The sequence below is a fragment of the Rhodococcus sp. NPDC006774 genome (assembly GCF_040636045.1).
Taxonomy (GTDB): domain Bacteria; phylum Actinomycetota; class Actinomycetes; order Mycobacteriales; family Mycobacteriaceae; genus Rhodococcoides.
The window spans coordinates 64,120-90,158 of record NZ_JBEYIW010000009.1 but is presented as its reverse complement, the minus strand read 5'-3'; the positions used below and the strand labels follow the sequence as shown (position 1 = coordinate 90,158).

At 64.4% G+C, this 26,039-nt stretch carries 24 protein-coding genes; 9 read left to right on the top strand and 15 right to left on the bottom strand.

The window, feature by feature from the left end; all coding sequences use genetic code 11:
• Positions 1–73: 73 nt before the first annotated feature.
• From ABZ677_RS15665 to mftE, 7 genes are all read right to left on the bottom strand, one after another.
• The gene (locus tag ABZ677_RS15665; protein WP_052047381.1) at positions 74–613 is read right to left on the bottom strand and encodes a DUF779 domain-containing protein; all 540 of its coding nucleotides are present in this window, start codon (positions 611–613) and stop codon (positions 74–76) included.
• On the bottom strand, positions 613–2,136 hold the full coding sequence (locus tag ABZ677_RS15660; RefSeq protein ID WP_358370798.1) for an aldehyde dehydrogenase family protein: 1,524 nt from the start codon (positions 2,134–2,136) through the stop codon (positions 613–615). The genes ABZ677_RS15665 and ABZ677_RS15660 overlap by 1 nt, the downstream gene beginning before the upstream one ends.
• A 146-nt stretch (positions 2,137–2,282) precedes the next feature.
• On the bottom strand, positions 2,283–3,578 hold the full coding sequence (locus tag ABZ677_RS15655; RefSeq protein WP_037188366.1) for a transcriptional regulator: 1,296 nt from the start codon (positions 3,576–3,578) through the stop codon (positions 2,283–2,285).
• Between the two features lie 109 nt (positions 3,579–3,687).
• Positions 3,688–3,825: a hypothetical protein gene (locus ABZ677_RS15650; protein ID WP_167326762.1), complete on the bottom strand. Its 138-nt coding sequence runs from the start codon at positions 3,823–3,825 to the stop codon at positions 3,688–3,690.
• Between the two features lie 92 nt (positions 3,826–3,917).
• Positions 3,918–5,402: a mycofactocin system GMC family oxidoreductase MftG gene (mftG, locus tag ABZ677_RS15645; protein ID WP_358370795.1), complete on the bottom strand. Its 1,485-nt coding sequence runs from the start codon at positions 5,400–5,402 to the stop codon at positions 3,918–3,920.
• 33 nt (positions 5,403–5,435) lie between these two features.
• Positions 5,436–6,833 carry a mycofactocin biosynthesis glycosyltransferase MftF gene (gene mftF, locus ABZ677_RS15640; RefSeq protein WP_094739607.1) on the bottom strand — a complete coding sequence of 466 codons (1,398 nt, stop codon included), beginning with the start codon at positions 6,831–6,833 and terminating at the stop codon, positions 5,436–5,438.
• Between the two features lie 125 nt (positions 6,834–6,958).
• Complete coding sequence (mftE, locus tag ABZ677_RS15635; protein ID WP_358370791.1) at positions 6,959–7,645, bottom strand: mycofactocin biosynthesis peptidyl-dipeptidase MftE; 687 nt, start codon at positions 7,643–7,645, stop codon at positions 6,959–6,961.
• 70 nt (positions 7,646–7,715) lie between these two features.
• On the opposite strand from mftE, the gene ABZ677_RS15630 reads away from it, so the two are divergent.
• From ABZ677_RS15630 to ABZ677_RS15620, 3 genes are all read left to right on the top strand, one after another.
• A complete protein-coding gene (locus tag ABZ677_RS15630) occupies positions 7,716–8,441 on the top strand; it encodes a GntR family transcriptional regulator (RefSeq protein WP_358370788.1) in 726 nt (241 codons plus the stop codon).
• 112 nt (positions 8,442–8,553) lie between these two features.
• Positions 8,554–10,107, top strand: a complete 1,554-nt coding sequence (locus tag ABZ677_RS15625) for an NCS1 family nucleobase:cation symporter-1 (protein WP_094633672.1) — start codon at positions 8,554–8,556, stop codon at positions 10,105–10,107.
• A gap of 10 nt (positions 10,108–10,117) precedes the next feature.
• Positions 10,118–10,849, top strand: a complete 732-nt coding sequence (locus ABZ677_RS15620; protein WP_358370785.1) for an aspartate/glutamate racemase family protein — start codon at positions 10,118–10,120, stop codon at positions 10,847–10,849.
• 3 nt (positions 10,850–10,852) lie between these two features.
• Here the strand turns inward: ABZ677_RS15620 and ABZ677_RS15615 are convergent, their stop codons facing one another.
• Together ABZ677_RS15615 and ABZ677_RS15610 are read right to left on the bottom strand one after the other, a co-directional pair.
• Positions 10,853–11,047 carry a hypothetical protein gene (locus ABZ677_RS15615; protein ID WP_358370782.1) on the bottom strand — a complete coding sequence of 65 codons (195 nt, stop codon included), beginning with the start codon at positions 11,045–11,047 and terminating at the stop codon, positions 10,853–10,855.
• Between the two features lie 26 nt (positions 11,048–11,073).
• Positions 11,074–14,847 carry an AAA family ATPase gene (locus ABZ677_RS15610; RefSeq protein ID WP_358370779.1) on the bottom strand — a complete coding sequence of 1,258 codons (3,774 nt, stop codon included), beginning with the start codon at positions 14,845–14,847 and terminating at the stop codon, positions 11,074–11,076.
• 224 nt (positions 14,848–15,071) lie between these two features.
• Between ABZ677_RS15610 and ABZ677_RS15605 the strand changes: the two genes are divergently transcribed.
• Positions 15,072–15,398: a LuxR C-terminal-related transcriptional regulator gene (locus ABZ677_RS15605; protein WP_230596164.1), complete on the top strand. Its 327-nt coding sequence runs from the start codon at positions 15,072–15,074 to the stop codon at positions 15,396–15,398.
• Between the two features lie 82 nt (positions 15,399–15,480).
• Here the strand turns inward: ABZ677_RS15605 and mftD (ABZ677_RS15600) are convergent, their stop codons facing one another.
• Genes mftD (ABZ677_RS15600) through mftA form a run of 5 tightly spaced genes read right to left on the bottom strand, consistent with a single transcriptional unit; the run spans position 15,481 to position 19,519 of the window.
• Positions 15,481–16,668, bottom strand: a complete 1,188-nt coding sequence (mftD, locus tag ABZ677_RS15600; RefSeq protein ID WP_358370988.1) for a pre-mycofactocin synthase MftD — start codon at positions 16,666–16,668, stop codon at positions 15,481–15,483.
• A complete protein-coding gene (mftD, locus tag ABZ677_RS15595; protein ID WP_037188379.1) occupies positions 16,665–17,843 on the bottom strand; it encodes a pre-mycofactocin synthase MftD in 1,179 nt (392 codons plus the stop codon). The genes mftD (ABZ677_RS15600) and mftD (ABZ677_RS15595) overlap by 4 nt, the downstream gene beginning before the upstream one ends.
• Positions 17,843–19,075 (bottom strand): mycofactocin radical SAM maturase, encoded by a 1,233-nt coding sequence (mftC, locus tag ABZ677_RS15590; RefSeq protein ID WP_037188381.1) that lies wholly within the window; start codon positions 19,073–19,075, stop codon positions 17,843–17,845. Before mftC ends, mftD (ABZ677_RS15595) begins: the two co-directional genes overlap by 1 nt.
• A 34-nt stretch (positions 19,076–19,109) precedes the next feature.
• The gene (mftB, locus tag ABZ677_RS15585; protein WP_037188383.1) at positions 19,110–19,403 is read right to left on the bottom strand and encodes a mycofactocin biosynthesis chaperone MftB; all 294 of its coding nucleotides are present in this window, start codon (positions 19,401–19,403) and stop codon (positions 19,110–19,112) included.
• Between the two features lie 2 nt (positions 19,404–19,405).
• On the bottom strand, positions 19,406–19,519 hold the full coding sequence (gene mftA / locus ABZ677_RS15580) for a mycofactocin precursor MftA (protein ID WP_080733295.1): 114 nt from the start codon (positions 19,517–19,519) through the stop codon (positions 19,406–19,408).
• 106 nt (positions 19,520–19,625) lie between these two features.
• On the opposite strand from mftA, the gene mftR reads away from it, so the two are divergent.
• Complete coding sequence (gene mftR, locus ABZ677_RS15575) at positions 19,626–20,279, top strand: mycofactocin system transcriptional regulator (protein WP_358370774.1); 654 nt, start codon at positions 19,626–19,628, stop codon at positions 20,277–20,279.
• A gap of 79 nt (positions 20,280–20,358) precedes the next feature.
• Here the strand turns inward: mftR and ABZ677_RS15570 are convergent, their stop codons facing one another.
• Positions 20,359–21,105, bottom strand: coding sequence for a FadR/GntR family transcriptional regulator (locus ABZ677_RS15570; protein WP_358370771.1), 747 nt, complete (start codon positions 21,103–21,105; stop codon positions 20,359–20,361).
• A gap of 117 nt (positions 21,106–21,222) precedes the next feature.
• On the opposite strand from ABZ677_RS15570, the gene ABZ677_RS15565 reads away from it, so the two are divergent.
• The 4 genes from ABZ677_RS15565 to ABZ677_RS15550 are packed head-to-tail and all read left to right on the top strand — an operon-like array spanning position 21,223 to position 25,969.
• A complete protein-coding gene (locus ABZ677_RS15565) occupies positions 21,223–22,899 on the top strand; it encodes an AMP-binding protein (protein WP_358370768.1) in 1,677 nt (558 codons plus the stop codon).
• Between the two features lie 9 nt (positions 22,900–22,908).
• On the top strand, positions 22,909–23,691 hold the full coding sequence (locus ABZ677_RS15560) for an enoyl-CoA hydratase-related protein (protein ID WP_037188392.1): 783 nt from the start codon (positions 22,909–22,911) through the stop codon (positions 23,689–23,691).
• Entirely contained in the window at positions 23,688–24,902 is a 1,215-nt protein-coding gene (locus ABZ677_RS15555) for an acyl-CoA dehydrogenase family protein (RefSeq protein ID WP_358370765.1), read from the top strand. Before ABZ677_RS15560 ends, ABZ677_RS15555 begins: the two co-directional genes overlap by 4 nt.
• Positions 24,899–25,969 (top strand): acyl-CoA dehydrogenase family protein, encoded by a 1,071-nt coding sequence (locus ABZ677_RS15550; protein ID WP_358370762.1) that lies wholly within the window; start codon positions 24,899–24,901, stop codon positions 25,967–25,969. Before ABZ677_RS15555 ends, ABZ677_RS15550 begins: the two co-directional genes overlap by 4 nt.
• The last annotated feature ends 70 nt before the right edge of the window (positions 25,970–26,039 follow it).

Below are 26,039 nucleotides of genomic sequence, written 5' to 3'. Positions count from 1 at the left end.
TGCCGCCTGCGGCACACGGGAGTGGAGCCCGCGGAACGACCCAGAAGCGGAGCCGCACCACTGCCGGAGGCACTCAGCCCTGGAGCATCCCCGGGACGGGACATGCGTCGACGGCCTCGGCGACCACCAACGGATCGTCGGGAACTTCGGGCCGTCGACCTTCTTCCCAGTCGACGCCGACGAGCGGCGGATGCTCGGCGAGGATGTCGTTCTCCTCGTCCGTGTAGGCCCGCCCGCGACTGAGGAAGCGCACTCCCTCGGGCGATTCGAGCGAGAAGCCACCGCCGCGGCCGGGAACCACGTCGAGTACCAGTTGAGTGTGCTTCCACGCCTGGAACTGCGATCCCGAAATCCACACCGGCACACCATCGGTCCCACTGGGGAGGTCGGGCGGGATCTCGCCCACCCCGAGCCGGAGGTCGATGTACCCGAGGAGAACATCCCGATCGCCGACGATGAATTCCCCTGCGGGGTAACACATCGGCGACGACCCGTCACAGCATCCACCGGACTGATGCATCATCAGTTCGCCGTGGATACCGCCGAGGCGACGGAGCAGGTCCATCGCCTCGACGGTTGTCTTCAGCCGCGCGGGCGGCCGAGGGCTGTTCATCAGAAGAAGCCCTGTGCCTTCTGCGCGTAGCTCACCAACAGGTTCTTGGTCTGCTGGTAGTGATCGAGCATCATCTTGTGGTTCTCGCGGCCGATACCGGACTGCTTGTAGCCACCGAACGCGGCGTGCGCGGGGTACTGGTGGTACGTGTTGGTCCACACGCGACCGGCCTTGATGTCACGTCCGGCGCGGTAGGCGACGCCACCGTCACGAGACCAGACGCCTGCGCCGAGGCCGTAGAGGGTGTCGTTGGCGATGTCGATCGCGTCGTCGTAGTCCTTGAACGACGTCACCGACACGACCGGCCCGAAGATCTCTTCCTGGAAGATGCGCATGTTGTTCTTGCCGGTGAAGATCGTCGGCTGCACGTAGTAGCCGCCGTTGAGGTCGCCGCCGAGCTGGGCGCGCTCGCCACCGGTGACGACCTGTGCGCCCTCGCCCTTGCCGATCTCGATGTACGAGAGGATCTTCTCGAGCTGATCGTTCGATGCCTGCGCGCCGATCATGGTCTCGGTGTCGAGCGGATCTCCCTGTCGCACAGCCTTGGTGCGGATGGCTGCGAGGGCGAGGAACTCGTCGAAGATGTCCGCCTGGATCAGCGAGCGCGACGGGCAGGTGCACACTTCACCCTGGTTGAGGGCGAACATCGTGAAGCCCTCCAACGCCTTGTCCTGGTAGTCGTCGTTGGCCTGCAGCACGTCGGAGAAGAAGACGTTGGGGCTCTTGCCACCGAGCTCGAGGGTCACCGGAATCAGGTTCTGCGACGCGTACTGCATGATCAGGCGGCCGGTTGTGGTCTCACCGGTGAACGCAATCTTGGCGATCCGCGGGCTCGACGCCAACGGCTTGCCTGCCTCGACTCCGAATCCGTTGACGATGTTGATGACACCGGGGGGAAGAAGGTCGCCGATGATCGAGATCAGGTGCAGGATCGACGCGGGAGTCTGCTCGGCGGGCTTGAGCACCACTGCGTTACCCGCGGCCAGAGCGGGCGCGAGCTTCCACACGGCCATGAGGACCGGGAAGTTCCACGGGATGATCTGCCCGACGACACCGAGCGGCTCGTGGAAGTGGTATGCCACTGTGTCGCTGTCGATTTCGGACAGCGACCCCTCCTGCGCGCGGATGCAACCGGCGAAGTAGCGGAAGTGATCGACGGCGAGCGGAATGTCGGCATTGAGGGTTTCGCGGATCGGCTTGCCGTTGTCCCAGGACTCCGCCAGTGCGATGGACTCGAGGTTCTCGGCGATACGGTCGGCGATCTTGTTCAGAATCACGGCGCGCTCGGCAGCGGAGGTCTTGCCCCATGCGGGGGCCGCGGCGTGTGCGGCATCGAGCGCGAGCTCGATGTCCTCGGACGTGGAGCGGGCGACCTCGCAGAAGTTCTCACCGGTGACGGGAGTCGGGTTCTCGAAGTACTGACCCTTGACCGGCGGTACCCACTCGCCACCGATCCAGTTGTCGTAGCGCGACTGGAACGACATGACGGAATCGGCGGTACCTGGACGGGCGTAGACGGACATTGAAAATCCTCCTGATCGACACGTGCTTCACAGTTGATGCGGTGTGTGATTCAGGACACTAGGGGTTGCAACGTTGCAACTACGTTGCCGATGCGACGGCATCTGTGTCGCTGCACCTGCCGGAGGTACCGACAGTGGCGATACGGTCAGATTCCGAGTTCGCGGTCGAGTAGATCGATGCGCGCACTGACCTGCCCGTAGAGTGCGGAATCGCTGCTCAGGGTGGCCCTGTACGCCTCCCACGCGATCACGTCCGAGCGACCGTGAATGGACGATGTCCACTGCGCCAGCAGCACCGGATCTCCGAGCCGGAGCAGTGCTGCCTGCATCCGGGACCGCAGTTCCTCGCGGATCTCCTCGATGCCGGGTGCGGACGATCCGGGAAGCACCGGGCCCGAGTAGATACGGAGCGCAGCGTCGACGTCGCCGCGGTCGAGGGCACGCCTGATGTCGCCGACGTCCGAGGACAGCTCGCCGACCAGACGGTAGGGCCGCGACGCCAGGCCTGCGGTCCCGAATGCCTTACGCAATCTCGACATCTCGGCGCGAATCGTCACGGAGTCGAGCTCCTGCTCGTCGAGCAGCACGGCGAGGTGGTCGGAGCTGAGGCCTTCGGGATGCTCACCGAGCAGAAGCAGGATCTCCGCGTGTCGCTGAGAGAGCGGTATCCGGCCGGAACCGCGCACCACACCCGGCCGTCCCGATCCGAGAACCTCGAGCCGAGGAGCTGTGTCGCCCAAAGATTTCGGAGAATTCATCAGATGCAGGCGTAGCTCGGATTCGGCGGCGGCGACGGTGGCGCGCACCAACGAGAGCACCTCGGGCACCGCAACGCGCGGGCCACCGGTGATATCGATGGCGCCCAGGATGTGGCCGCTGGTGGGGTGGTGAACCGGTGCCGCCGAGCAGCTCCACTCGTGCACCGACCGAGAGAAGTGCTCGGACGCGAAGATCTGCACGCTGTGGTCGACGGCGAGCGCAGTACCGGGGGCATTGGTGCCTTTGCTCTCCTCGCTCCAATCGACCCCCTCGGCGAAGTCCATCGTGAGCGCGCGGTCCTTGGCCGCGGAATCACCCTCGACCCACAGCAGGCGTCCCTCGGCATCGGAGATGGCGACGAGCAGACCGGTGTCCGACGCGTCCTCGACCAGCAGCTTGCGGATGACCGGACGGATGATGGCCATCGGATGCCCGTTGCGGTAGCGCTCGAGGTCCGCACCGGTCAGTGCCGGAGTGTCGTTGCCGCCGTCGGGATCGACGCCCTTGGTCCGACTGCGCATCCACGAATCGAGCACGACGGACCTGACGGTCGAACCGTGGGTGCGAACATCGTCGACGAAAGATTGATGGGCACTGGACATCTGGCGTGCGAGCACAGCGATGTCCTCGCCGGGGCGCACTGCGACCCAGGGGTTGCCACCACTGTCCGATCGGCTTGCCATTCGACGCTTCCTCCGTGACCTGTCCACATCGCTGTAACCCAGCTCACAAGCAAGGATACAGCCGTGGTCGACGCGCGCGGCCGTGGCCGGTCGCGCCGACCCCGAGTGCCTACTTCTTCTTGACGGCCGAGGTGATGATGTCGTTGCTGGTGTCACCACTCGACTTGGCCCGCTTGTCCGCGCGCTTGTCCTTGAGAGATTTGCCGGATTTCTTGGTCATCGTGTTGCGGGGCGATTTGTCCGACATGGCAGTAACCCATCTATTGGGGAACCTGAACGGTCCCCAGACCACGAACGCTACGCCTCGACGCGCACCCCGTGGTGTGCAACGGTCACCAGTCATCCCGCCGGCTCCACTCCCATCAACGCAGCGGCGCGTTCTGCGAACATGATGGCCGTCGCATGCGGGCCACGGCTGGGCACCACCGGAAAAGCCGACGTGTCGACGACGAGGACACCGTCCACTCCGCGCACACGGCAGTGGTCGTCGAGCACCGAACCGGGGTCGGACTCGGGTCCCATCCTGGCACTGCCGGACAGGTGCAGCGACGTACCGAGTGCCGCGAGAGGGTCGTCGCTCGCGGGGACCTCGACCCGGCAGGCCATGGACGGCGATGCGAGCAGATCTCGCGCCAGTTCGACGCCACCTCGCATCGCTCGCCGGTCGCCCGCCGATTCGAGATAGCGGTATCTCACGTCCGGGGCCTCGAACGGATCGGTGCTGCGCAGCGCGATGCTGCCTCGTGCCGTGGAGCGCATGAGGCCGACACCGAACACGTGGGGCCCAGGTGGAAGACCGGAGATCAGTCGATCGAATCTCCTCGTGTACGGCCTGATCTCCACGTCGCCCGCATGCAGCACCGCTTCCAGAACCGGGGATACCGTCGAGAATTCGTTCGCCATGGCGACGGGGACGGCAACCTCGGGATGATCGCTGAAACCTCGGCCGACTCCCGGACTGTCGGCGATCACCGGAACGCCAAGCGCAGCAGAGCCTTCCGACGGTCCCACGCCGGATCGAAGCAGCAACGCGGGGGTGTGCACCGCGCCGGCCGAGAGGACAACGGTGTCGGACTCGACGACACGGCGTACGCCGTCGGCGATGATCTCGACCCCGATCACCCTGTTTCCCTTGAACATCAACGACGCCACCGTCGTATTCCCTTGCACCCTCAGGTTCTTTCGCCCGACGACCGGCAGAAGATATGCCAGAGCAGCACTTACGCGGATCCCGTTGCGGATGTTCGACGGCACGCTGCCCACTCCCCCTGCGGCCGCATCGGGAGCGTTCATGTCCTCGTGGAATCGAAATCCCGCGTTCGTCGCGGCCTGCACGAATGCCGCCGTGAGGGGATGTCGGTCCTGCGCGGGGGTGCGCGAGACCGGTATCGGTCCGCGGGAACCGTGCCACCGCCCGATCGCTCCGGCATCGAGATCGGTTTCGGAGCCGATGTAGAAGGGCAGCACTTGATCGAAGGACCACACCGATTGCGGCCAGGCGTCGAAGTCACCCGGCGTCGCACGCATGAAGTAGCCGCCGTTCACTGCGCCGGAGCCTCCCAGCACCCGGCCTCGGGCGATCGTCCGAGAGACATCCGAGGCGAGTTCGGCCGTGTAGGTTCCCACCCATTCGCTGTCGGGGCCGATGGGAAGCGTCGACGCGTCGAGCAAGGCCGCCGGAACATCGTCGACGCCGGAGAACGCCGGTCCGGCTTCGAGCAACAGCACCGACCGATCGGGATTCTCGCTGAGCCGCGACGCGAGAACGCAGCCGCAGGAGCCACCTCCGACGACGATGACGTCGGCGAACTCGATCGGGTTCACACCGTCGACGGAGCCGACCGGGCTCGCACCACGTCAGCCGTCGAGGCGTGGCTTGAGCGCGTCGACACTGCGCGCGGACAGTGCACCGCGCCACAGCCCTGCTCCGTAGGCGACGTCATCGGCTCGCTTGTAGAACGCATAGCGCACAGGATCGAGGCCGCCGAGCTCACGATGCTTGTACCAATCCGAAAAGGCCTCTGCCACAGCCAATCCCAGCGCAATTCTACGAATACGACTCGACAGCAACACGGCGAGCAGCGTGATCGGCCAATAATGTCGACACAGGGCCGACGCCAATTGCCACAACCCCGCCACAAAACCCTCGGCGGCGAGAATGGCCGCGATCCGCGTGGGCTGATCCAGACCGACGAACATCTTTCGCAGGCGCACGATCGTCACGCCCAGTGTGGCGGCGGCACCGACAAGCCCGATTCGCGTCAGACTCGCGGCGAGCAGACACGCGACCAACGTCCACGGAGACATCGCGATCGGCGGCACCATTCCCGGATGACGTGCCGACAACGGCGTGGCACCGGTCCCGTAGAACAGCTTGCGGGCGAACCATTCGACGAAGGTGACGCGATGCTCGTGCGCGACGTGGGCGACGGGTTCGTAGCGCAGCCGCCACCCCGCTTCCTGCAATCGCCAGCACAGGTCCACGTCCTCGGCCACGTGCATCGACTCGTCGAATCCGTCGCAGTCCATCGCCACCGACCGACGCATCAACATCGCGGCGCTGGGGACGTACGACACCGAGCTGCCCGCGCGTACTGCAGCTTCTCTGCGGCCGAGGTCGAGCGACGAGCGGGCGTGTTCGTACCGGGCCAGCGCGCTGCCCTCGGACTCGAGTGCGACGATGCGAGGGGCCACCAGAGCGACTGCCGGATCCGAGAAGTGGCCCAGCATCACCTCGAGCCACCCCTTACGCGGGACAACGTCCGAATCAAGAAACGCAACGAAATCTGTTGTGGCACAACGCAAGCCAGTGTTCCGCGCCGCAGCCGGTCCGCGCGAGTGCTCGTGCCGCAGCACCGTCACGCTGCCCACACTCCACGAGACCCTCGGCACTGCGACCGGGACGTCCGACCCGTCGTCGACGATGATGACGTGCAATCCGTGCAGCGCCGCGATCAACCGCTCCAACCCCGCCTCGTTGTTCTTGAGCGGTACGACGACGGTGACGTCAGACGGCGACGGGATCGACATCGGGCGCGGGTTCCCGACACCCGAGTCGAGCAATTTGCGAGCGACGAGAGCGGACTGCGAGTCGGTCACTTCGATGAATCCATCGCCGATCATCGCCGCAGCGGTCGGTGCGAGCTTGAGCATGCGGGTCGGTGAACCACCGATCAGGACGCGCCCTTCGGAGAATGTGCGTACGCGTGGATCCACTCGCACCCCGAAGCCATCAGGCAACCGACCTTCACCCATCAGGAGATCGTAAGCGGACGGGACGCCGAAGTGTCGGCCACCCGTGAAATCGGACGGAACATACCCATGCCCCGTTTTTCCGGAATCGTCGACCGCTCCCCCAGCAGGCGTTTCACCGTGTTCGATCATGTGATCACTCCGTGCTCGGAGGGACTCCATCTCTGCACTGCATCGCCTGCGCGGACGCAGAGGGCCTCGAACAAGCGCCTCCCCTCCTCCGAATCGGCCCCGGTGGGATCGCCGAGCACGCCGTTGGGAGTGATCGGCGCCATGCCGTCGACGCGAAGCGACGGGAGCAGGTCGGCGATGTCGGCCACGTTCCCCACCTCGGCCTTGCTCATGTCCACCACCTCGGGCGAAAGGTACAGCAGCAACGACGTTTCGGTGCGACCGGCGTGAGCATCTGCTCCGGGTATCGCGCACGGGAACCACACGACATCGCGTCCCTCGTACCGGAGCAACAGCACTGCGGACCGCACAGTGGGGCCGTTACCTCCGTGTCCGTTGACGAAGACCACCCGCTCGGCCCAACGGCACGCGGAGCGCCCGTACTCCACCAGGACCGCTTCGAGCGCTGCGGCCCCGATCGAGACTGTGCCGGGAAATCCCTCGTGCTCGCCACTGGCTCCGTACGCGATCGCGGGGGCCACGACGGCATCCGCGATGGTGTGCGCCACGGCCGTTGCGATACGAGTGTCGGTGTCGAGCGGGAGGTGCGGACCGTGCTGCTCGGTCGAGCCGACCGGCACCACGAGGGTCCGAGACCCGTCGATGTCCGGCCAGTACTGCGTACCGAGGGGGTCCGTGGCCATGAGTGCAGATGCTATCGGATGGAACGAGGACGTCACGCCGCCGAAACACTGCGACGATAATCTTCGATTCGTGCCACCCCGTCGCCGATCCATATTGCTCTCGCAATTGTCGATATCGGCACCCGGTGGCCCGCAGCCGACAATTCTACAAGAGTTACGCCGAGTCATTCTTGCCGGCGATGCGCCTCCGAATACACCGATTCCACTCAATGAAGTAGCGGAACTTTTCGGAGTGAGCAGAATTCCGGTGCGCGAATCCCTCAAGACACTCATCGGCGAGGGCTTGGTCGATCATCGACCGAACCTGGGCTACACGGTCGCTCAGCTGACCGCGGCCGAACTTCGCGAAATGTACATCGTGCGTGAGGTTCTCGAGACTGCGGCACTACCGGTCGCGGTCGATCTGGCGACCGATACCGACCGCGAACACCTCATCGAGGTCAACAGACAACTCGAGGCCTCCTTGGCCCAGGACGACTCACGGGAGTATCACCGACTCTCACGTGAATTCCACCTGTCGCTGACGCGCCCGTCTCGGATGCGCCGGTTACTGCACATGCTCGAATCCGCCTGGAACATCACCGAACCCGTGCAACCCATGGTTCATGTCGCCGGGTCGGACAGAGCGTCACTGCACAGCGATCATGCCGAAATGCTCGCGGCATTCCTGGCCGGTGATTCCGCGGGTCTACTGCGCGCCGCGCAGCATCATCACACGCGTCTCAATTCGGTCATTTCGACACTGTCGAACGACCACGGATTGTTCGCCGATCCGCCGTCCGACCAGTCGCGATAGAAAATCCGCTAAAGATATATCGCTTACGTCACGAGCGCGCAACACTACGCCGCTAACTTTTCCTCATTCATCTCCTTCGTTCACCTCATACGCCATGCCGTCAGGAGCATCGATGACAGATACAGCGCACGGTCCCGCCCAAACGGGAGATCTTGTGGAAGCCGCGGGGCACCCCGTCGGTGGTGGACTGATCAAGGACAGCTACGACCCGCGGCTGACCAACGAGGATCTGGCTCCGCTGAAGAAGCAGACCTGGACCTCGTACAACCTGTTCGCCTTCTGGATGTCGGATGTGCACTCGGTCGGTGGGTACGTGACCGCGGGCAGCCTGTTCGCGCTCGGGTTGGCCAGTTGGCAGGTGCTGATCGCGCTCCTCGTCGGCATCACGATCGTCTACTTCTTCTGCAACCTCGTCGCCAAGCCCAGCCAGGTATCGGGGGTTCCGTACCCGGTCATCTGCCGCAGCGTCTTCGGCGTCCTCGGTGCCAATATTCCGGCCATCATCCGCGGTCTGATCGCGGTGGCCTGGTACGGCATTCAGACATTCCTGGCCTCGGCCGCACTCGATATCGTGCTGATCAAGTTGTTCCCGTCGCTGGCTCCGTACGCGGTGACTGCGGACTACGGTTTCGTCGGACTCTCCCTGCTCGGCTGGGCGAGCTTCCTGTTCCTCTGGGTTGTCCAGGCCGCGGTCTTCTGGCGTGGCATGGAGTCCATTCGCAAGTTCATCGACTTCTGCGGCCCTGCGGTCTACGTCGTGATGTTCATGCTGTGCGGCTACCTGATCTGGAAAGCCGGCTGGGGCGCGATCGACCTCAACCTCGGCGAGGTCGAGCACACGGGTCTGAGCTCGATCCCGGTGATGCTCGGCGCCATCGCGCTCGTGGTCTCGTACTTCTCCGGTCCGATGCTCAACTTCGGCGACTTCTCGCGCTACGGCAAGTCCTATGCCGCAGTGAAGAAGGGCAACTTCCTCGGCCTGCCGGTGAACTTCCTGGTGTTCTCGATTCTCGTCGTCGTCACCGCCTCGCTGACGCTGCCGGTGTTCGGTGAGCTGATCACCGACCCGGTCGAGACCGTCGCCCGAATCGACAGCACGTTCGCGATCGTCCTCGGTGCCCTGACCTTCACGATCGCCACCATCGGCATCAACATCGTCGCCAACTTCATCTCGCCGGCCTTCGACTTCTCCAACGTCAGCCCCCAGAAGATCAGCTGGCGTGCCGGCGGCATGATCGCCGCCATCGGCTCGGTGCTCATCACCCCGTGGAACCTGTACAACAATCCCGAGGTCATTCACCTGACCCTGGAAACTCTCGGTGCGTTCATCGGACCGTTGTTCGGCATCCTGATCGCCGACTACTACCTCGTCCGCAAGCAGAAAGTCGTTGTCGACGAACTGTTCTCGATGTCGCCGACCGGGTTGTACTGGTACTCGAAGGGTTACAACCCGGCAGCGGTGTACTCCACAATCGTGGGCGCGCTCGTAGCCATGTTCACCGTGCTCTTCAACGGGGCAATCGACGGCATGGAGATCGCCGGAATGTCGACGGCCTCGAAGTACAGTTGGTTCATCGGCTGCGGCATCGGCTTCGTCATGTACTTCTATCTGGCGACGAAGACCAAGCTCGCTGTCACCGACTTCGACGTTCCAGCCAAGGCATAGGATTTCGTACGTGCTCATCAAGGTCATCAATCCGAACACCACCGGTTCGATGACCGCAACGATCGGTGATTGTGCCCGGGCCGTAGTAGGCCCGGGCACCGTCATCGATGCGGTCAGTCCCTCGATGGGACCGGTATCCATCGAAAGTCACGTCGACGAAGCCCTCAGTGTCCCCGGCATTCTCGCCGAGATCGCCAGTGGCGAGGCCGCGGGGGTCGACGGTTACGTCATCGCCTGCTTCGGCGATCCCGGCATCGACGCGGCCCGCGAATCCGCGTCCGGACCGGTCATCGGTATCGCGGAAGCGGCAATGCACGCCGCGAGTTTCCTGGGCCGCGGATTCAGTGTCGTCACCACCCTCGGCCGCACCGTCGGCCGGGCACAGGATCTGGCGCATCACTACGGCTTCGGCCGCCATTGCCTCGGTATCCATGCGTGCGACATGCCGGTCCTCGATCTCGAGACCGACCCCGACGCCCGCAAGATCGTCACCGAGGCGTGCCGCGTCGCCGTCGAGACGGACGGCAGCGATGCCGTCGTGCTCGGCTGCGCAGGCATGGCCGATCTGTGCCAACACATTTCGGCCGAGGTCGGAGTACCCGTCGTCGACGGGGTTGCCGCGGGAACACTGTTCGTGCAGTCCCTCGTAACCCTCGGACTGCGGACCGGAAAGCGCGGCGAATTCGCCGTCCCACCGCCCAAGCTCTACACGGGGATGCTCGAGGGATTCAGTAGGCCCTGAGTGTTACCTGGACCGACCGAGCTTGGCGACGGTGTAGCCGATTGCTGCGCCGGCAACCACTACGCCGACGAGCAGCAGTACGACCTGCAGGGTCGTGGACATCGAGTCGTCGAACAACCCGACGTAGATCACGACGCAGGACGCCACGAGTGCGACGAGAGCAGACGTCGTAATGCTCCTCGGCAGCTTGTCGGTCATTGCGCAAGTACACCATCCCCACTCGGTCAGCTGCTACACAACTCTCGGTGAGGAACGCCGGGGAGGTACTGGGCCCATTCGGCCTCCGTGACCACCGATCCTCCTGATCCGCACAGGCGGGTACGTACGTCGTCCGGCTCGGTCCGCCACATTCGGACGTCGCGGGCCGTGCCACCGCCCAACACCACCTGCCCGTCCGCGGCGAACACCGCATCGTTGACGCGCCGGCCGTAGGCCGTGAGCGCGGCATACTGCTCGGGTGCGGTGCGGTCCCCCACGTTCCACAACCACAGCGTCGAGCCCCCGTCGCCGGCAGCCAGGCGTGCACCGGCCCGGTCGAACGAGAGGGAATAGATCGGGCTGGACGGCCCGACGATGCGCGACAGGTGCTGCGGCTCGGCAGAGTTCTCCATGTCCCACAGTCGAATCGAGCGATCCGCACTGCCTGCGGCAAGAGTTCGCCCATCCGGTGAGATGGCCACGGCCTGGACGCTACTTCCGAACCCGCCGAGCACGGCCGTCCGGCGCGGCTCGGTCGGGTTGCCGACATCCCACAGTTCGACCACGCCCCCGACACTGGCGATGGCGAGTACCGAACCGTCGGGCGACAGCGCCATACCCGCGGGGTAGTTCCCCGCCTCCAGGGTCGACAACGCTCGTGGGGTTGCGGGGTCGGCCAGCGACCACAACGACACATCGCTCGAGTTCTGGCCGGACGCGACCAGCAGGGTGCCGGTGCGGTCGAAAACCAACACAGCGGTCAAGCTGGTGGTTGCCGTCCGAACGGTACCGAGTGCCAGCGGATCGGCGAGATCGGTTGTATCCCAGAGCTGGAATCCGCCTGTCGTCGTGCCGACCGCAGCACGGGTGCCGTCGACGGTGAGCGCCACCGCACCCGTCTGCTCCATACCGTCACCGACCACCAACGGTTCCGATGCCACCGGATGTTCCACATCCGAGACGTCCCAGAGAGTCGTGGCAGGGGCTCGGCTACCGGCTCCGACGAGGAGACGAGTCCCCGACGCTCCGATGGGATTCTGGTAGATCGTGTCACCGGCGTCGGCAAGGGCCGGTCCGGGGAGTGGCCAGATCCGGGTGATTCCATCGCCACTGGCGGTGACGATCGACGAACGATCCGGCGCGAACGCGAGCGAGGTCACCTCGATCGGGCCGGGCAGCGTCCGCTGCAGCGTTCCCGATGCGGCGTCCCACACCTTCGAGGAATTGTCCGAACTCGCTGCAGCGATCAACACCCCGTCTCCGCTGAACGCCACATCGTTGACGTAACTGGTGAATCCCGTCAACGCCGGTAGTGGAGACAACCGACCGCCGTCGACCGCCCAGCGCAGAACCTCGCGACCGGTGGTACCCGCGATCAACGTGCTGCCGTCGGGAGAGAAGGCCAGCTGTAGCGCGGTGTAGGTCGACCCGTCCGAGGGGACGTCGATCAGCGGAACGACAGGGGCTGTTGGAGACGCGGTCAGTCGGGTCGCGTCCCACAACCGCATCGCGCGACCGGGACCGATCGTCACCAGGTACCGACCGTCGGGACTGAATTCCGTCGCTGTCGGCGATCCGGGCTGAGTCACTTCGGCCATTGCGACCGGCCGAGCGGGCTCGAAGACGTCGAGGAGCGGCATCGTCTCGTCCTGGGTACCGACGAGTAGCAAGCGGCCATCGGGAGAGTAGGACAGGCTCCGGACCTCGTTGATATCGTTGCGCGACACCATAATCGGTTCTACCGGGTCCGACACGTCCCACAGTTCGACGCCGTAGAACCCACCCACGGCGAGAACGCCACCGCGCGGATCGAACGCCAACGCCGACACGTCACGGGAGACGATTTCGCCGAGCTGTGCGTGTCCGTCCGCGAGGGACCACATCCGCACATGTCCGTCGGAACCGGCTGTTGTCAGGATGCTTCCGCGAGGGTCGACCGCGGTCACCGCCTCGCCCTCCACCCCGAGCAGCCGCACCGGAGTGTGGATCGCGGACGAATCGAGCAGTGCCGATCGCGCCTCCGACGTTCGGTCCACCTCGTACGACGCCAACGCGAAGTAGGCCGCGAGACCGGGATCTTGGCTCCTCAATTGCTGTGCGACACCAGCGATCTGACGGGAGACGGCCTCCGCCTCGGCGTGTTCGGCGTCGACCCGCCGACTGTTGGCGTCCGATCGGGCAACGAACGCGGTCACCGCCAGTGTCACGGCCAGCACGGTCAGAAACGCGAGTGCTCCGACAAGCGTCTCGAGGGTGCGTCGACGACGGCGATCGCTTCGGGTCCGGTGCTCGATCCTGTCGGCGCTCGCTTCGAGGTAGTGCCTCTCCACGGAATTGAGGTCTCGCCGACGCACCGGTCCGATGGATTCTTGCACGAGTAGCAGCCTCGATGCGGACAACAGCGAGCCGTCGTCGCGGTCGTTGTTCTCCCACAGTTCCGCCGCCTGGGTGAGCCGGCGGTGTTCGACGAGCCACTGCCGATCGTCGTCGAGCCACTCACCGAGCCGCGGCCACGCCGTGAGCAACGCCTCGTGGGTCACCTGGACGGTCTCTTCCTCGACGGTCAGCAGTCTGCGCGCGGCGAACCGTTCGACGACGGCGTCGACGTCGGTCACCGCGTCTGCGTTCTCGTCTCCCTGGAACAGCTCGACACGATCCACGCGGCGACGAGTGACGACGTCGTCCTCGAGATTGACCAGCCGCATGAAGATGCGTCGTGCTTCGCGCTGCTGTTCGGCGGTCAGGGCCACGAACACTTCCTCGGCGCTCTGCCCCACTGCGCCGCCGATCCCACCGGTTTCGAGATAGTCCGCGACGGTCAGCGTGCTGCCTCTCGACGCCTGCCACGTGGTCAGCAGAGCGTGGGACAGCAACGGCAGAGCACCCGAGTCGTGGGCGAACTGCGATCCGCGCGGACCCAATTCGCCGACCAAGACCTGAACGAGAGCATCCTCGACGGTGACACCCGCCTTCGCGGCAGGCGAGACGATGACCTCCCGCAGTTGTGACTCGGTGAGACGCCCGACAACAACCGGGTTGTCGGACAGTCCAACAAGCAGCGCGTCCTCGGACGCGGCGTCCTGATAGAAATCCGCCCGCAGTCCGACCACGAGAACCGACCCCGCGCTCGGCAACGCCGATGCCGCACGGAGAAAGTTCTCGCGCTCAGGCGATGTCGCCAGTGTCCACAGCTCCTCGGCCTGATCGAGGACGAGAAGTGATCCCGGCTCGAACGATTCGGCTCGCTCGGGGAAGGCACGGATATCGCCGACGCCGGAATGGACTTCCGAACCAGGGAACCTCGATGCCAGACCTGCACGCAGGAGCGAGGACTTACCCGAGCCCGAAGCACCGACGACGAAGACAATGCCTCCACCGGAGTCGAGGGCGCGACGGACGCGAGTGCCCAGGCGCTCGATGAGATCGTCACGTCCGAAGAACCACTCGGCGTCGGCTGACTCGAACGCTGCAAGGCCCTTGTACGGGGGGTCGCCCTTCACCGGATCGACGGCGCGTCTGCCCGGAATGGACCGCACCCGGGACACCGCATCCCACCACAGTGCGCGCTCGTCCTCGGCGTCGACGCCGCATGCGATGAGTACGGCGGCGAACATCTCGGCGCTGGCTTTGGTCGGAACGTGGTGGCCGGAGAACCAGCCGCTGATTGTGCCGTGCAAACCACCGGAACGCTCGACGACCTCTCGGACCGTTGCGCCTGCCTCGACCCTGACCGCACGCAGTGCTGCCGCGAATTCGGTGCGGTCCGAGATCGACGAGGGATCCGGGCGGTCGGGGGTCATGAGCGCAAACTATAGGACTGGAAAGTCGTCGACAGCGGCACTCATTCGTCACGCTGAGCAGGACAAACACCAAATTGATGCGTTTGAATGACGCACGTACGGCGTCCGTGGCCGTCCGTATTGACCTTGTACGGACTTGCTCGTCCGGCTGGTTCCGCCACGAACTCCCGTCGACGATGGACGGTGTGGTCGGGGGTAGGCGCAGACTGGAGGGGGAAATTCTCGTGCTCGAACGAACGCTGGCATCGGCAGTGCATCATCCGTTCCGAAGGCCTGCACCGCGGGGACCTGATGCACTCCCCACACCGCTCGACCCTCGTCTCCGCAAGCCTGCGCTCAGCGCCCGCGAAATCGAGGTCATGCTCGCCTGGTTCGCCTCCGACTCGAAGACGGTCGCAGCTCGGTCCGTCTACATTTCGGTGGGCACGATCAACACGCACATCACCCGAGTTCGACAGAAGTACGCCGCTGTGGGCCGCAGCGCGCCGACGAAGGCCGCCCTTTTCGCACGTGCGCTCCAGGACGGTCACACTCACCTGTCCGAGTGGTGAGTCTCGATTCGTAACCTCGCAGTCGGACCGGCGAGTCGAATCAGCCCCTCGATTCTGGATCCCGGACTCGGATCGGCGTCGGCTATCCCAGACCGGGGCGCTGATTCGACCGTTCGAAGTCAGGCGGCACAACCACATCGGACGGTGACAGGTCGTGCACCGACGCACGTCCGAGACCGAGGACCGCGGAGTCCAGGCCGCCGCGCAGAATGTCGAGCACGTTCTCGACCCCGGCCTGACCGTTCGCGGCCAGACCCCACAGGTACGCCCGTCCGATCAGGACAGCTCGCGCACCGAGCGCCAGTGCTTTCGCGACATCACTTCCCCGCCGGATACCACCGTCGAGGGTGATCTCGACCTGATCCCCCACTGCCCCGGCAATGGACGGCAACACCCGAATCGACGCCGGGGAACCGTCGAGATTGTTGCCGCCGTGATTGGACACCGACATCGCCGTGACACCGGCGTCCACGGCCCGCAGCGCGTCGTCGACCCGCGAGATGCCCTTGAGCATGAACGGCCCGCCCCACTGCTCGCGTAGCCAGGCGATGTCCTCCCACGTGGGCAGCGGGGTGGACTTCCACTCCCGATACGCGGCGAAGAACGTCGGCGCGGGCCCACCGGGCGGGGCAAGATTGGGTGCGGTCAGGTCAGGGATCGTGCCCGACCGCACCCACTGCGTCAGCCACCGCGGCCGCGACAGAGCTTCCGGCGCGAACCGCAGCATCGCCCTGGCATCGAGGCGTTCCGGAATGACCGGGCTACCCCAGTCACGGCCCTCCGAGAACGACCAGTCCATCGTCACGATCAGCCCGACCGCACCCGCGGCACGTGCACGATGAAGCATGTGCAGCAACAACTCCCGCGAACCCACCCAATGCACCTGAAAGAACGTCTGCGGATTCGCAGCGACGACATCCTCGATCGGTTTGCTCGCGAACAACGACAATCCCATCGACAGACCCCGCGCCGCCGCCGCTCTCGCCACAGCGACCTCACCGTCCGGGTGGACCGCCTGCACACCCGTCGGCGAGATCATCACGGGAAACGAAAGAGACTGTCCCATCAGTGTTGTCGACAGATTGCGCGTGTCCGACAACCCCGCAACATGCGGGGCGAACCCGAGTTCACCGAACGCCGCTGTGTTGTCTACCGCGGTCAGACCACGTTCGGACCCCGCCACCAACGCTGCGTACACGGACTTCGGTAGACGCCTCGCCGCTCGCCGCTGCGCCTCGGCAACGGTCTCGAACCACACGCTCTCGCTCAGACCCCGAGCTTGCGGTCGAATCCGAGAGGCATCACGACATCGGACGGTGAGAGATCCTGTACCGACGTGTGGCCGAGGCCGAGGACAGCGGAATCGACTCCGCCGCGCAGAATATCGAGCACGTTCTCCACACCCGCCTGACCATTGGCAGACAGACCCCACAAGTACGCGCGGCCGATCAACACAGCCCGCGCACCCAACGCCAGTGCCTTCACCACGTCGCTGCCACGGCGAATTCCGCCATCGAGAGTGATCTCGATCTGATCGCCGACGGCCTCGGCGATCGCCGGCAGCGCCCGGATCGGAGCAGGTGTGCCGTCGAGATTGTTGCCGCCGTGATTCGACACCGAAATAGCGGTCACGCCTGCATCGACAGCCTTCTTGGCGTCGTCGACACGCATGACCCCCTTGAGCATGAACGGCCCACCCCACTGCTCACGCAGCCACGCCACGTCCTCCCACGTCGGCAACGGAGTACCCATCCACTCTCCGTACGCACCGAAGAACGTCGGCGCAGGACCGCCGGTGGGTGGAGTCAGGTTGGGGGTCGTCAGGTCGGGAATCTTGCCGGTCTTGGCGAACTCCCACAACCACTTCGGGCGCATGATGCCTTCGGGCGCGAACTGCACCATTGCCTTGAGGTCCATCTTCTCCGGGATCGACGGAGAGCCCCAATCGCGGCCGTTGGAGAACGACCAGTCCAGGGTCATGATCAACCCGACAGCTCCGGCGGCACGGGCACGCTCCATCCGTTGCAGCAGGATCTCACGCGAACCCACCCAGTACATCTGGAAGAACGTCTGCGGGTTGGCCGCAGCGACCTCTTCGACGGATTTGCTCGCGAACGAGGACAATCCGATCGGAATCCCCCTCGCCGCAGCAGCTCTCGCGACGGCGACCTCACCGTCGGGATGAACCGCCTGCACACCGGTCGGGGAGATCATCACCGGGAACGACAGCGACTGCCCCATCACCGTCGTCGACAGATCCCGCTTGTCCGACAACCCAGCCACATGCGGGGCGAAGCCGAGCTCGCCGAACGCCGCCATGTTGTCGTCGATCGTCAACCCGCGCTCGGAGCCTGCCACGAGCGCGGCGTACACCGACTTCGGTAGGCGTTTCTTCGCACGCCGCTGCGCTTCGGCAACGGTCTCGAACCACTCGCTCTTCGCCATCAGTGTTCCTGTTCCATTCCTGCGAGCGGGTTCTCGTCGCAGATCTTCGCCGGCGGACGCATCATCAACGTCAGCGGCACCGACTTTCGTGGGGTCTTGCGCTGCCCGGTACGGGAATGGTCGACGCTGGACTTGGGGATCTCCCCCGCCGCTGCCAACGCCATTTCGCCGTTACCGATGACGCATTCGGGATCCGGGCCGTCCATCGGCAGGCCGGTGAAGAATTTCGCTGCCATGCATCCACCACGGCACGCATCGAAATGGGCGCACTTGGTGCACGCGCCCGAGGTCTGCGGCGAGCGCAGTTCCTGGAACAATTCCGATGTCTGCCACACCGATTGGAATCCGCCCATTCCGTCTTTCGCGTCGCGGACGATGTTGCCGGCGAGGAAGTTCTCGTGAATGGCGAACGGGCACGCATACACGTCACCGATCGGGTCGATCAGACACACCACACGGCCTGCACCGCACAGGTTGAGCCCGGGCAGAGCGTCACCGAATGCCGACAGGTGGAAGAAGGAATCACCGGTCAGTACGCCTTCACCGTTCGCGACGAGCCAGTTGTAGAGCTCGCGCTGCTGACCGGCCGTCGGGTGCAGATCGTCCCAGACATCCGCACCGCGACCCGATGGCCGCAACCGGGTGATACGCAGTGTTGCAGCGTATTTGTCGGCGAGAGCCTTGAAATCGTCGAGCTGGCTGACGTTGTGCCGGGTGACCACGACCGAGATCTTCGCGTCCCGGAAGCCGGCTTCCTTCAGGTTCTCCAGAGCCCGGCAGGCCATGTCGAACGAACCCGGCCCGCGGACCGCGTCGTTGACCTCGGCGGTCGCGCCGTCGATGGAGATCTGTACGTCGACGTAGTCCGACGCCGCCAGACGCGCAGCCACCTTCTTGTCGATCTTGACCCCGTTCGTGGAGAACTTCACCCCCACCTGATGCGCCGTCGCGTAATCGACGAGCTCCCAGAAATCCGATCGCACCGTCGGCTCACCGCCACCGATGTTGACGTAGAACACCTGCATCTTCTGCAGCTCGTCGATGATCGACTTGCACTGCTCGGTACTGAGCTCGCGCGGGTCACGGCGACCCGACGAGGACAAGCAATGCACGCACGACAGGTTGCAGGCGTAGGTCAACTCCCACGTCAGACAGATCGGTGCGTCGAGCCCGAGCTCGAACTGATCGACCAGTTTTCCAACCGGAGCTGGTCTTTCGAGGGTGGAGGTCATGGGCGGAAGTCCTCTTCTGCAGTAGGTCAGGGCTTTACGGGCGGGTGATCATGTTCGAGTGAGCCAGCGTGGTGAGTGCTTTCACGTACGGAGCCGACGCGGATTCGGTGATCCCCGCGGCTGCGATCGCCGACCGCATGTCCGAGTGCTCGGGCAGCGATTCGATGATCGCCACGATCGTGCGGTTCTTCAGAAACGAAAGCTTGCGAGTTCCGAAGTGATACAGCAACGCCCCGAACGACTCCGGACGCAACGCCACCTGCGGATGCAGAACCCACCGCGCATCCAGATCGAACTCGTCGAGGTCCTCGCGCACTGCAGCGGTCATGATCAGTACACGCCGCACATGCCGTCGATCGACACTTCCTCGACCAACGACTCCTCGACCAGATCGGACTCGACGACAGCCGTACCGACCACAGCGTTCTCGTTGTTCTTCGACATCTGAAACCTCCGGAGATTGTTGCGGACCACAATCGGAGTCGACAGTGGCTTGGGTCACCAACATAATGACACTGAGTGCAGAAAACCAGAGGATGGAAAGAAGAAAATGGTCAGGAGCGCGAAACCCTCCAATCAGCCAGGTAGACGCCCGTCCACAACGCGGGGCGAGCTGAGTGATCTCGGAATCGAGCTGTTCGCCGCCAAGGGATTCGAGGAGACCAGCGTCGACGACATCGCCGATGCCGCGGGCATCGCGAGGCGCACGTTCTTTCGCTACTTCCCATCCAAGAACGCAGTTCCCTGGGGCGATTTCGACGCTCAGCTCTTGGCATTGAGGACCCACCTGAACGGGCTGCCCGAGGACATCGGACTCGCGGACGGATTGCAATCGGCCCTGTTGCAGTTCAACACGTTTCCGCCCGAGGAGGCTGCCGTCCATCGACAGCGCATGGCGCTGATCCTGGGAAATCCAGCACTGCAGAGCTACTCGATGGTGATGTACGAGGGCTGGCGTCAGGTCATTGCCGAGTACGTGGCTGCACGAACGAACTCAGCCCCTGCCGACCACCTTCCGCGCACCGTCGGGTGGATGCTCCTGGGCGTGGCGATCTCCGCGTACGAGCATTGGCTGATCGACGAGAAGAACGACCTTCCCGAACTTCTGACGGCAGGAGCGTCGGTTCTGTTCGGCGGTGTCGGTCCGCTCCGAGCGTCCAGCGGCACCACCGCCGGTGAAGTGGACGGAGAGCGCGTCGAGTAAGCGGTCGAAACCGAGCACGGAGTCGATTCGATGGAGTCCGCGACGAGATCCGTTCCGACACCACTGGTGTCTCGGAGATCTACATCTGCCACCGAACCGGACGGGAAATGATGGCCCGCAGGCGCCGACGGTAGTACTTCGCCGATTCGCCGACGAACGCGCTCATCGTGGCCGCAGCAGCGTCGGGATCGCGCAGGCTCAGCGCATCGAGGACGTCCTGCTGCATCTCGATCGCCGCCAGCCGCGTCGCGAGAGGATGCTCGTTCGGTTCGGCGTCGCGCACCAACAGCCAGAGAGTTTCCATCAGAATGTTCAGGACCGGATTTCCGGCCGCGTCGTACACCCCCCGCTGAAACTCGGCGTTGTTCTCCTGAAAATTGCCGTAGTCACCCGGGTCCTCGCGCATTCGATCCAGCGCACCCTGCATGACCTTTATCTGCTCGTCGCTCACGTTCGAGGCGGCCTCGCGAGCGATGATGGGTTCGAGCATCAGACGAGCATCGATGACGTCGCTGATGTTGGCCCCGTCCAACTGCAGGAACAGCTTCATGGTGTTGCCGAGTGATTCGAGCCTCGGCCGCTTGACCACCGGCCCGCCGCCGATTCCCGATTTGATGGTGACCAGATCGCGGCTTTCGAGCAGACGCAGCGCTTCACGCACCGTGGTCCGAGCAACACCGTGCTCGGCCATCATGTCCTTCTCCGTGGGCAACCGCTCACCCTCCACCACGCCCCCGTCGAGGATGCGGTCCGCGATGATGTTGGCGATCCTCGCGGAGACCTTGGGCGATCGCCCCCGCGGAGCGACACTCTCCTCAGCTGTCATGTCTGTGGCCTGACCTCATCGATCTCGGTGTGATGCGGGTTAACTCTATACATAGTTTGGTAGCTTAGTTACTGTAGTGATTGTCAGAAAACTGAAGGACTAGGGCAGGAGCCGACCATGTTGCCGACTCGGCCGCCGGGCAGCGACCTCGCCCGGTCGTACCGCGAACGCGGGCTGTGGCGAGATCTTCCGATCGGGCACTACCTCTCACGTGCCGCCCGCCTCTATCCCGACGCCACTGCTGTGGTGGACGGCGACCGGCGCGTGAGCTTCGCCGACATCGACCGTGACGCGACTCGACTGGCGGCTGCGTTGCACGCCCGAGGGATCACCTCCGACGATGTGATCGCGTTCCAGCTCCCCAACTGCACCGAGGCAATCGTCGTCTTCCATGCCGCGATGAAGCTCGGAGCCATCGCGAATCCGATCGTGCCGATCTACCGATTTCGCGAGCTCCGCTTCATCTTCGGACAGTCGCGGGCGCGGATCGCCTTCGTACCCGCCGAGTTGCGCGGGGTCGACGTCGCCGACATGTACAGCGACCTCTCCGCCGAACTACCGGACCTCGAATCGATCGTCACCGTAGGCGGTTACGCGGACGACCGACCTGGAACCAGGTGGACCGACCTGATCGGCGAGGCCACGGACGCGATGGTCGCCGAACTCGATGCCGCGACTTCTCCGTCGCCCGACGACATCTGCTTGTTGCTCTACACGTCGGGAACGACCGCAGACCCCAAAGGCGTACTCCACAGCCACAACACCCTGGTGTACGAAAACCTGTCGATGGCGCGGTGGTTCGGACTGAACGAAACCGACGTTGTCTTCAATCCGTCTCCGGTCACGCACATCACCGGAGTCAACTGTGCTCTGGTTCTCCCGTTCGTAGTGGGCGCAACCGTTGTGTTGCAGGCCGATTGGGACCCGGCAACAGCGCTGCAGCGAGTGATCGACGAACAGTGCAGCTTCATGATCTTCTCGACACCGTTTCTCCGAGGCCTGCTCGACGCCGCCGAAGCGACTCACTCGTCGACCCCGTCGATCCGCTATATCGTCTGCGGCGGAGCCGACATCCCCGATGCTCTGACCGCGGCGGCCACCACCCGCCTCGGTACCGTCGTCCGGATGTACGGGGCCACCGAGGGTCCGTCTGTCACCACCGCGGACCGGTGGGACCCGCCTGCACTGCGGATGAAATCCGACGGTCGCCCCATCGAGACAACCGAGGTGGTCGTGACCGACGCCTCCAGTGGGATCGCGCAGACCGGCGATGTCGGCGAGATCGTCTGGCGTGGACCGGATACTTTCCTCGGCTACCTCGATGCCTCTCTCAACGCCGCAGCGTTCACCGACGATGGATTCTTCCGTACCGGCGACCTCGGCCGCTTCGACGGTAGCGGAGCCCTTCATGTGGTCGGGCGAATCAAGGACATCATCAACCGGTCCGGCGAAAAGGTCAGCGCCTACGACGTGGAGAACGAACTCGGAACACATCCCGATGTGCTCGAGATCGCCGTTGTCGCAGGTCCCGATCCTGTGACGGGAGAACGTGGTTGCGCCTTCGTCGTCACTCGCGACCACCGAGATCTGAGTCTCGAGGAAGTGCGCGAGTTCCTCGTACAGCGCCGAATCGCCGTACAGAAGATCCCGGAGAGCGTTTTCATCGTCGACTCACTACCCAAGACGGCCAGCGGAAAGATTCAGAAGTTCGCACTGCGCAACTGGACGCAGGACCGCGTCACGGTGCCGCCTCAGATGGCTGCGATGACATTTGCCGCAGCACACGAAAGATAGGACACCCCAATGCCTCTCCAGCCGAACGGAATCGAACATCTCACGGTGACCGAGCCGGAACCCGGCATCGCGGTGGTCGAGTTGGCCCGCGGCAAGGTCAACGCGATCGACACACAGATGTACGGGGAGATCGCCACGGTCTTCGAGGCGCTGTCCGACAACCAAGACATTCGCGCCGTGGTGCTCACCGGTCGAGGCAGAATATTCTGCGCCGGAAACGATCTCGGAAGCTTTCGGGTCATGGACTCGATCGGCGGCGAGATCGAGATGCGGGAAGTGCGCCGAGCGATTTTCGGAGTTCTGGACTGCGCACTCCCAGTGATCGCGGCCGTCAACGGGCCCTGCCTCGGAAGCGGGTTCGGCTTGACGTCGGTCTGCGATCTGGTGGTCGCGTCCGAGCGGGCGACATTCGGGCTTCCGGAAATGGGAGTCGGTGTCCTCGGCGGCGGCCGGTTCACGGCGCGCATGCTGCCGCAGCAAGCCATGCGGCGTCTGTTCTTCACGGCCGACGCAGTCGACGCGGAGACACTACGGAGTTGGGGTGCTCCGATCGAGGTCGTCGCGCACGACGACTGCATGACCACGGCCATGACGCGCGCGCGATCCATTGCGTCGAAGAGTCGCTACGCACTCACTCTCGCGAAGCAGTCGCTGAACGGTTGCGAGAACCTCGATCTCAAGCGCGGATACGAGTTGGAACAGACGTTCACACTCCGCCTGTCCGAACACCCCGACTCGAAGGCGGCGGTCGAGGCACGCATTGCCGAGATGGCAGGAGGCAAGAAAGCATGACACCGGATGATCGCGGTATCGACGTTGAGGCTTTCACCGAAAAGGCCGAAGCGTGGCTCGAAGAAAACCTGGCGCGGCGGAGCAATGAATCGGCCGTTTGCAACTATGCGATCTTCCACGATCGGAGCCACGACGAAGAGCGGCAGCTCATCGACGCCGCCCGACAATGGCAAGGGGTTCGCATCGACGCGGGCTTCGGAGCCATCACATGGGGTCCGGAATGGGGCGGTCCGGGATTGACCGCAAGCCACGAGCGCGCGTACGTCGGTCTCGAACGAGACTTCACAGCGCCCGAGCGGCACGAAAGCGTCCTTGTCACAGTCGAACTGGTGGCTCCGACAATTCATGCACTGGGCACGGACGAGCAGAAGCAGCAATTCGTCAGGGCCTTCCTCCGAGCCGACCAGTTGTGTTGTCAGCTGTTCTCGGAGCCTGGAGCCGGTTCCGACCTCGCCGGACTGGTCACCAAGGCGGTGAAGACCGACGGTGGCTGGCGGGTGAACGGCCAGAAGGTCTGGAGCTCGGGAGCTCAGTTCTCCGAGTGGGGTCTTCTCATTGCCCGCACCGATACGACCGTCCCGAAACACCGGGGAATGACGGCATTCATGGTGCCGATGGACAGCCCGGGTGTCGACATCAGACCGATCCGTCAGATGTCCGGTGGCTCGACGTTCAACGAAGTGTTCTTCTCCGATGTGGAGCTGCCGGACTCACTGCGCCTCGGTGCCGAGGGAGACGGCTGGACGGTCGCCCTCACGACGCTCGGCTTCGAGCGAAGTTCGAGCGCAGGAATTGTCAGCGCCGGTGGAAACAGTGCCGACCTGCTGCGGTTGGCACGGACTTCGGGCATCACCGAAGACCCACTGGTTCGTCAACAGCTCGCCGACGCGGCGATCTACGAGCGGGCCTCGGCACTGCTGGTGGCTCGCTACGCCGAACGAGAACTGGCCGGAGCCGTTCCGGGAGTGGAAGGATCGATCGGCAAGCTGGTCTGGACCCAGAACCTCAAACGCATCGGCGACGCGGCAGCGTCGTTCCTCGGGCCGAGCATTCTTGCCGACACCGGGGTACCCGACACGTTTGCCTGGACCGAGCATCTTCTCGGCGCACCCGGATACCGAATTGCCGGGGGTTCCGACGAGATTCAGCGCAACATCATCGGCGAACGCGGACTCGGCTTGCCGCGTGAACCGCGGGAAGGCCTCGCATGACACTCGAACTGTCCGAAGAACAGCAGGATCTGAGCAGCAGTCTGCGGGCATCGTTGTCGAGAACTGCTGCAGGAGAGGATGTGTGGCCTGCACTTCTGGAGATGGGCTTGACCGAGATTCCGTTCCCCGAGCACGTCGGTGGTGCGGGCTTCGCGTTGAAGGACACTGCAGTCGTCATGTCCGAACTCGGTCGCTCGCTCGGACGCGCTCCGTACTTCTCGTCGGTGATCTTGGCCGGGCTCACTCTTCTGCATGCCGGTTCCGATGCTGCCTGCGCGCAATACCTCCCGTCGATCGCCGATGGCACCGCCACTGCAGCACTCGTGACGGGATTTCCCTTCTGCACCTCGCTCGTCACCGCGCGCGAAGGTGCCGACGACACCGTCGTTCTCGACGGTGCCCAGGAAGCAGTCGTCGACGGCTCCGATGCCGATGTGCTGTTCGTGGTCGCAGACGGATCGGACGGACCTCACCTCGCTGCGATCGATGCGCACGCCGACGGGGTAACCCGAACTCGCCGAGAAACATTGGACTTCACGCGCGGGCTCACGCGAGTCGAGTTCTCCGCTGCCGTCGCACATCGGGTGACCGGCCGAGACCTGCCGACCGGTCTCGCCACGGCACAAGCGGTAGCCATCACGGCCCTTGCCGCCGAGCAAGTGGGTGCGGCGCGCGCCTGCCTCGAGATGTCGGTGGAGTACGCGAAGACCCGGCGACAGTTCGGCCGGGCCATCGGATCTTTCCAGGCGATCAAGCATCGTCTGACCGACATGCTGATCGCGATCGAATTGGCCGAGGCCGCTGTACTCGATGCGGCGGGTGCCGACACGCGACGCACGAGCGAGTTCGTCGTCGCCGCAGCGACCGCGCGCGTGCTCGCGTCCCGGGCCGCGACTTCTGCCGCCGAGGAGTCCATCCAGATCCACGGCGGCATCGGCTTCACGTGGGAACACCCACTGCACCAGTACTTCCGCCGGGCCAAGACCAGTGAGCTACTGCTCGGAAGCACCACCGTTCACGTCGAGGCCGTCGCGGCCGCGCTCGTCCACGACCGAAATCGTTACTGATTTACTTCTCAAGTTACTGACGCTTCGCCTGACGTCGGCAAACCTGTCGGACTTGCGGACAAATATCTCT

What these genes read in the sequence shown, in the direction of transcription:
- ABZ677_RS15665 (WP_052047381.1), bottom strand. Translation starts at nt 613, where the DNA reads ATGAACAGCCCTCGGCCGCCCGCGCGGCTGAAGACAACCGTCGAGGCG.
- ABZ677_RS15660 (WP_358370798.1), bottom strand. Translation starts at nt 2,136, where the DNA reads ATGTCCGTCTACGCCCGTCCAGGTACCGCCGATTCCGTCATGTCGTTC.
- ABZ677_RS15655 (WP_037188366.1), bottom strand. Translation starts at nt 3,578, where the DNA reads ATGGCAAGCCGATCGGACAGTGGTGGCAACCCCTGGGTCGCAGTGCGC.
- ABZ677_RS15650 (WP_167326762.1), bottom strand. Translation starts at nt 3,825, where the DNA reads ATGTCGGACAAATCGCCCCGCAACACGATGACCAAGAAATCCGGCAAA.
- mftF (WP_094739607.1), bottom strand. Translation starts at nt 6,833, where the DNA reads ATGGGTGAAGGTCGGTTGCCTGATGGCTTCGGGGTGCGAGTGGATCCA.
- mftE (WP_358370791.1), bottom strand. Translation starts at nt 7,645, where the DNA reads ATGGCCACGGACCCCCTCGGTACGCAGTACTGGCCGGACATCGACGGG.
- ABZ677_RS15625 (WP_094633672.1), top strand. Translation starts at nt 8,554, where the DNA reads ATGACAGATACAGCGCACGGTCCCGCCCAAACGGGAGATCTTGTGGAA.
- ABZ677_RS15615 (WP_358370782.1), bottom strand. Translation starts at nt 11,047, where the DNA reads ATGACCGACAAGCTGCCGAGGAGCATTACGACGTCTGCTCTCGTCGCA.
- ABZ677_RS15610 (WP_358370779.1), bottom strand. Translation starts at nt 14,847, where the DNA reads ATGACCCCCGACCGCCCGGATCCCTCGTCGATCTCGGACCGCACCGAA.
- mftD (WP_037188379.1), bottom strand. Translation starts at nt 17,843, where the DNA reads ATGGCGAAGAGCGAGTGGTTCGAGACCGTTGCCGAAGCGCAGCGGCGT.
- mftC (WP_037188381.1), bottom strand. Translation starts at nt 19,075, where the DNA reads ATGACCTCCACCCTCGAAAGACCAGCTCCGGTTGGAAAACTGGTCGAT.
- mftB (WP_037188383.1), bottom strand. Translation starts at nt 19,403, where the DNA reads ATGACCGCTGCAGTGCGCGAGGACCTCGACGAGTTCGATCTGGATGCG.
- mftA (WP_080733295.1), bottom strand. Translation starts at nt 19,519, where the DNA reads ATGTCGAAGAACAACGAGAACGCTGTGGTCGGTACGGCTGTCGTCGAG.
- mftR (WP_358370774.1), top strand. Translation starts at nt 19,626, where the DNA reads ATGGTCAGGAGCGCGAAACCCTCCAATCAGCCAGGTAGACGCCCGTCC.
- ABZ677_RS15570 (WP_358370771.1), bottom strand. Translation starts at nt 21,105, where the DNA reads ATGACAGCTGAGGAGAGTGTCGCTCCGCGGGGGCGATCGCCCAAGGTC.
- ABZ677_RS15565 (WP_358370768.1), top strand. Translation starts at nt 21,223, where the DNA reads ATGTTGCCGACTCGGCCGCCGGGCAGCGACCTCGCCCGGTCGTACCGC.
- ABZ677_RS15560 (WP_037188392.1), top strand. Translation starts at nt 22,909, where the DNA reads ATGCCTCTCCAGCCGAACGGAATCGAACATCTCACGGTGACCGAGCCG.
- ABZ677_RS15555 (WP_358370765.1), top strand. Translation starts at nt 23,688, where the DNA reads ATGACACCGGATGATCGCGGTATCGACGTTGAGGCTTTCACCGAAAAG.
- ABZ677_RS15550 (WP_358370762.1), top strand. Translation starts at nt 24,899, where the DNA reads ATGACACTCGAACTGTCCGAAGAACAGCAGGATCTGAGCAGCAGTCTG.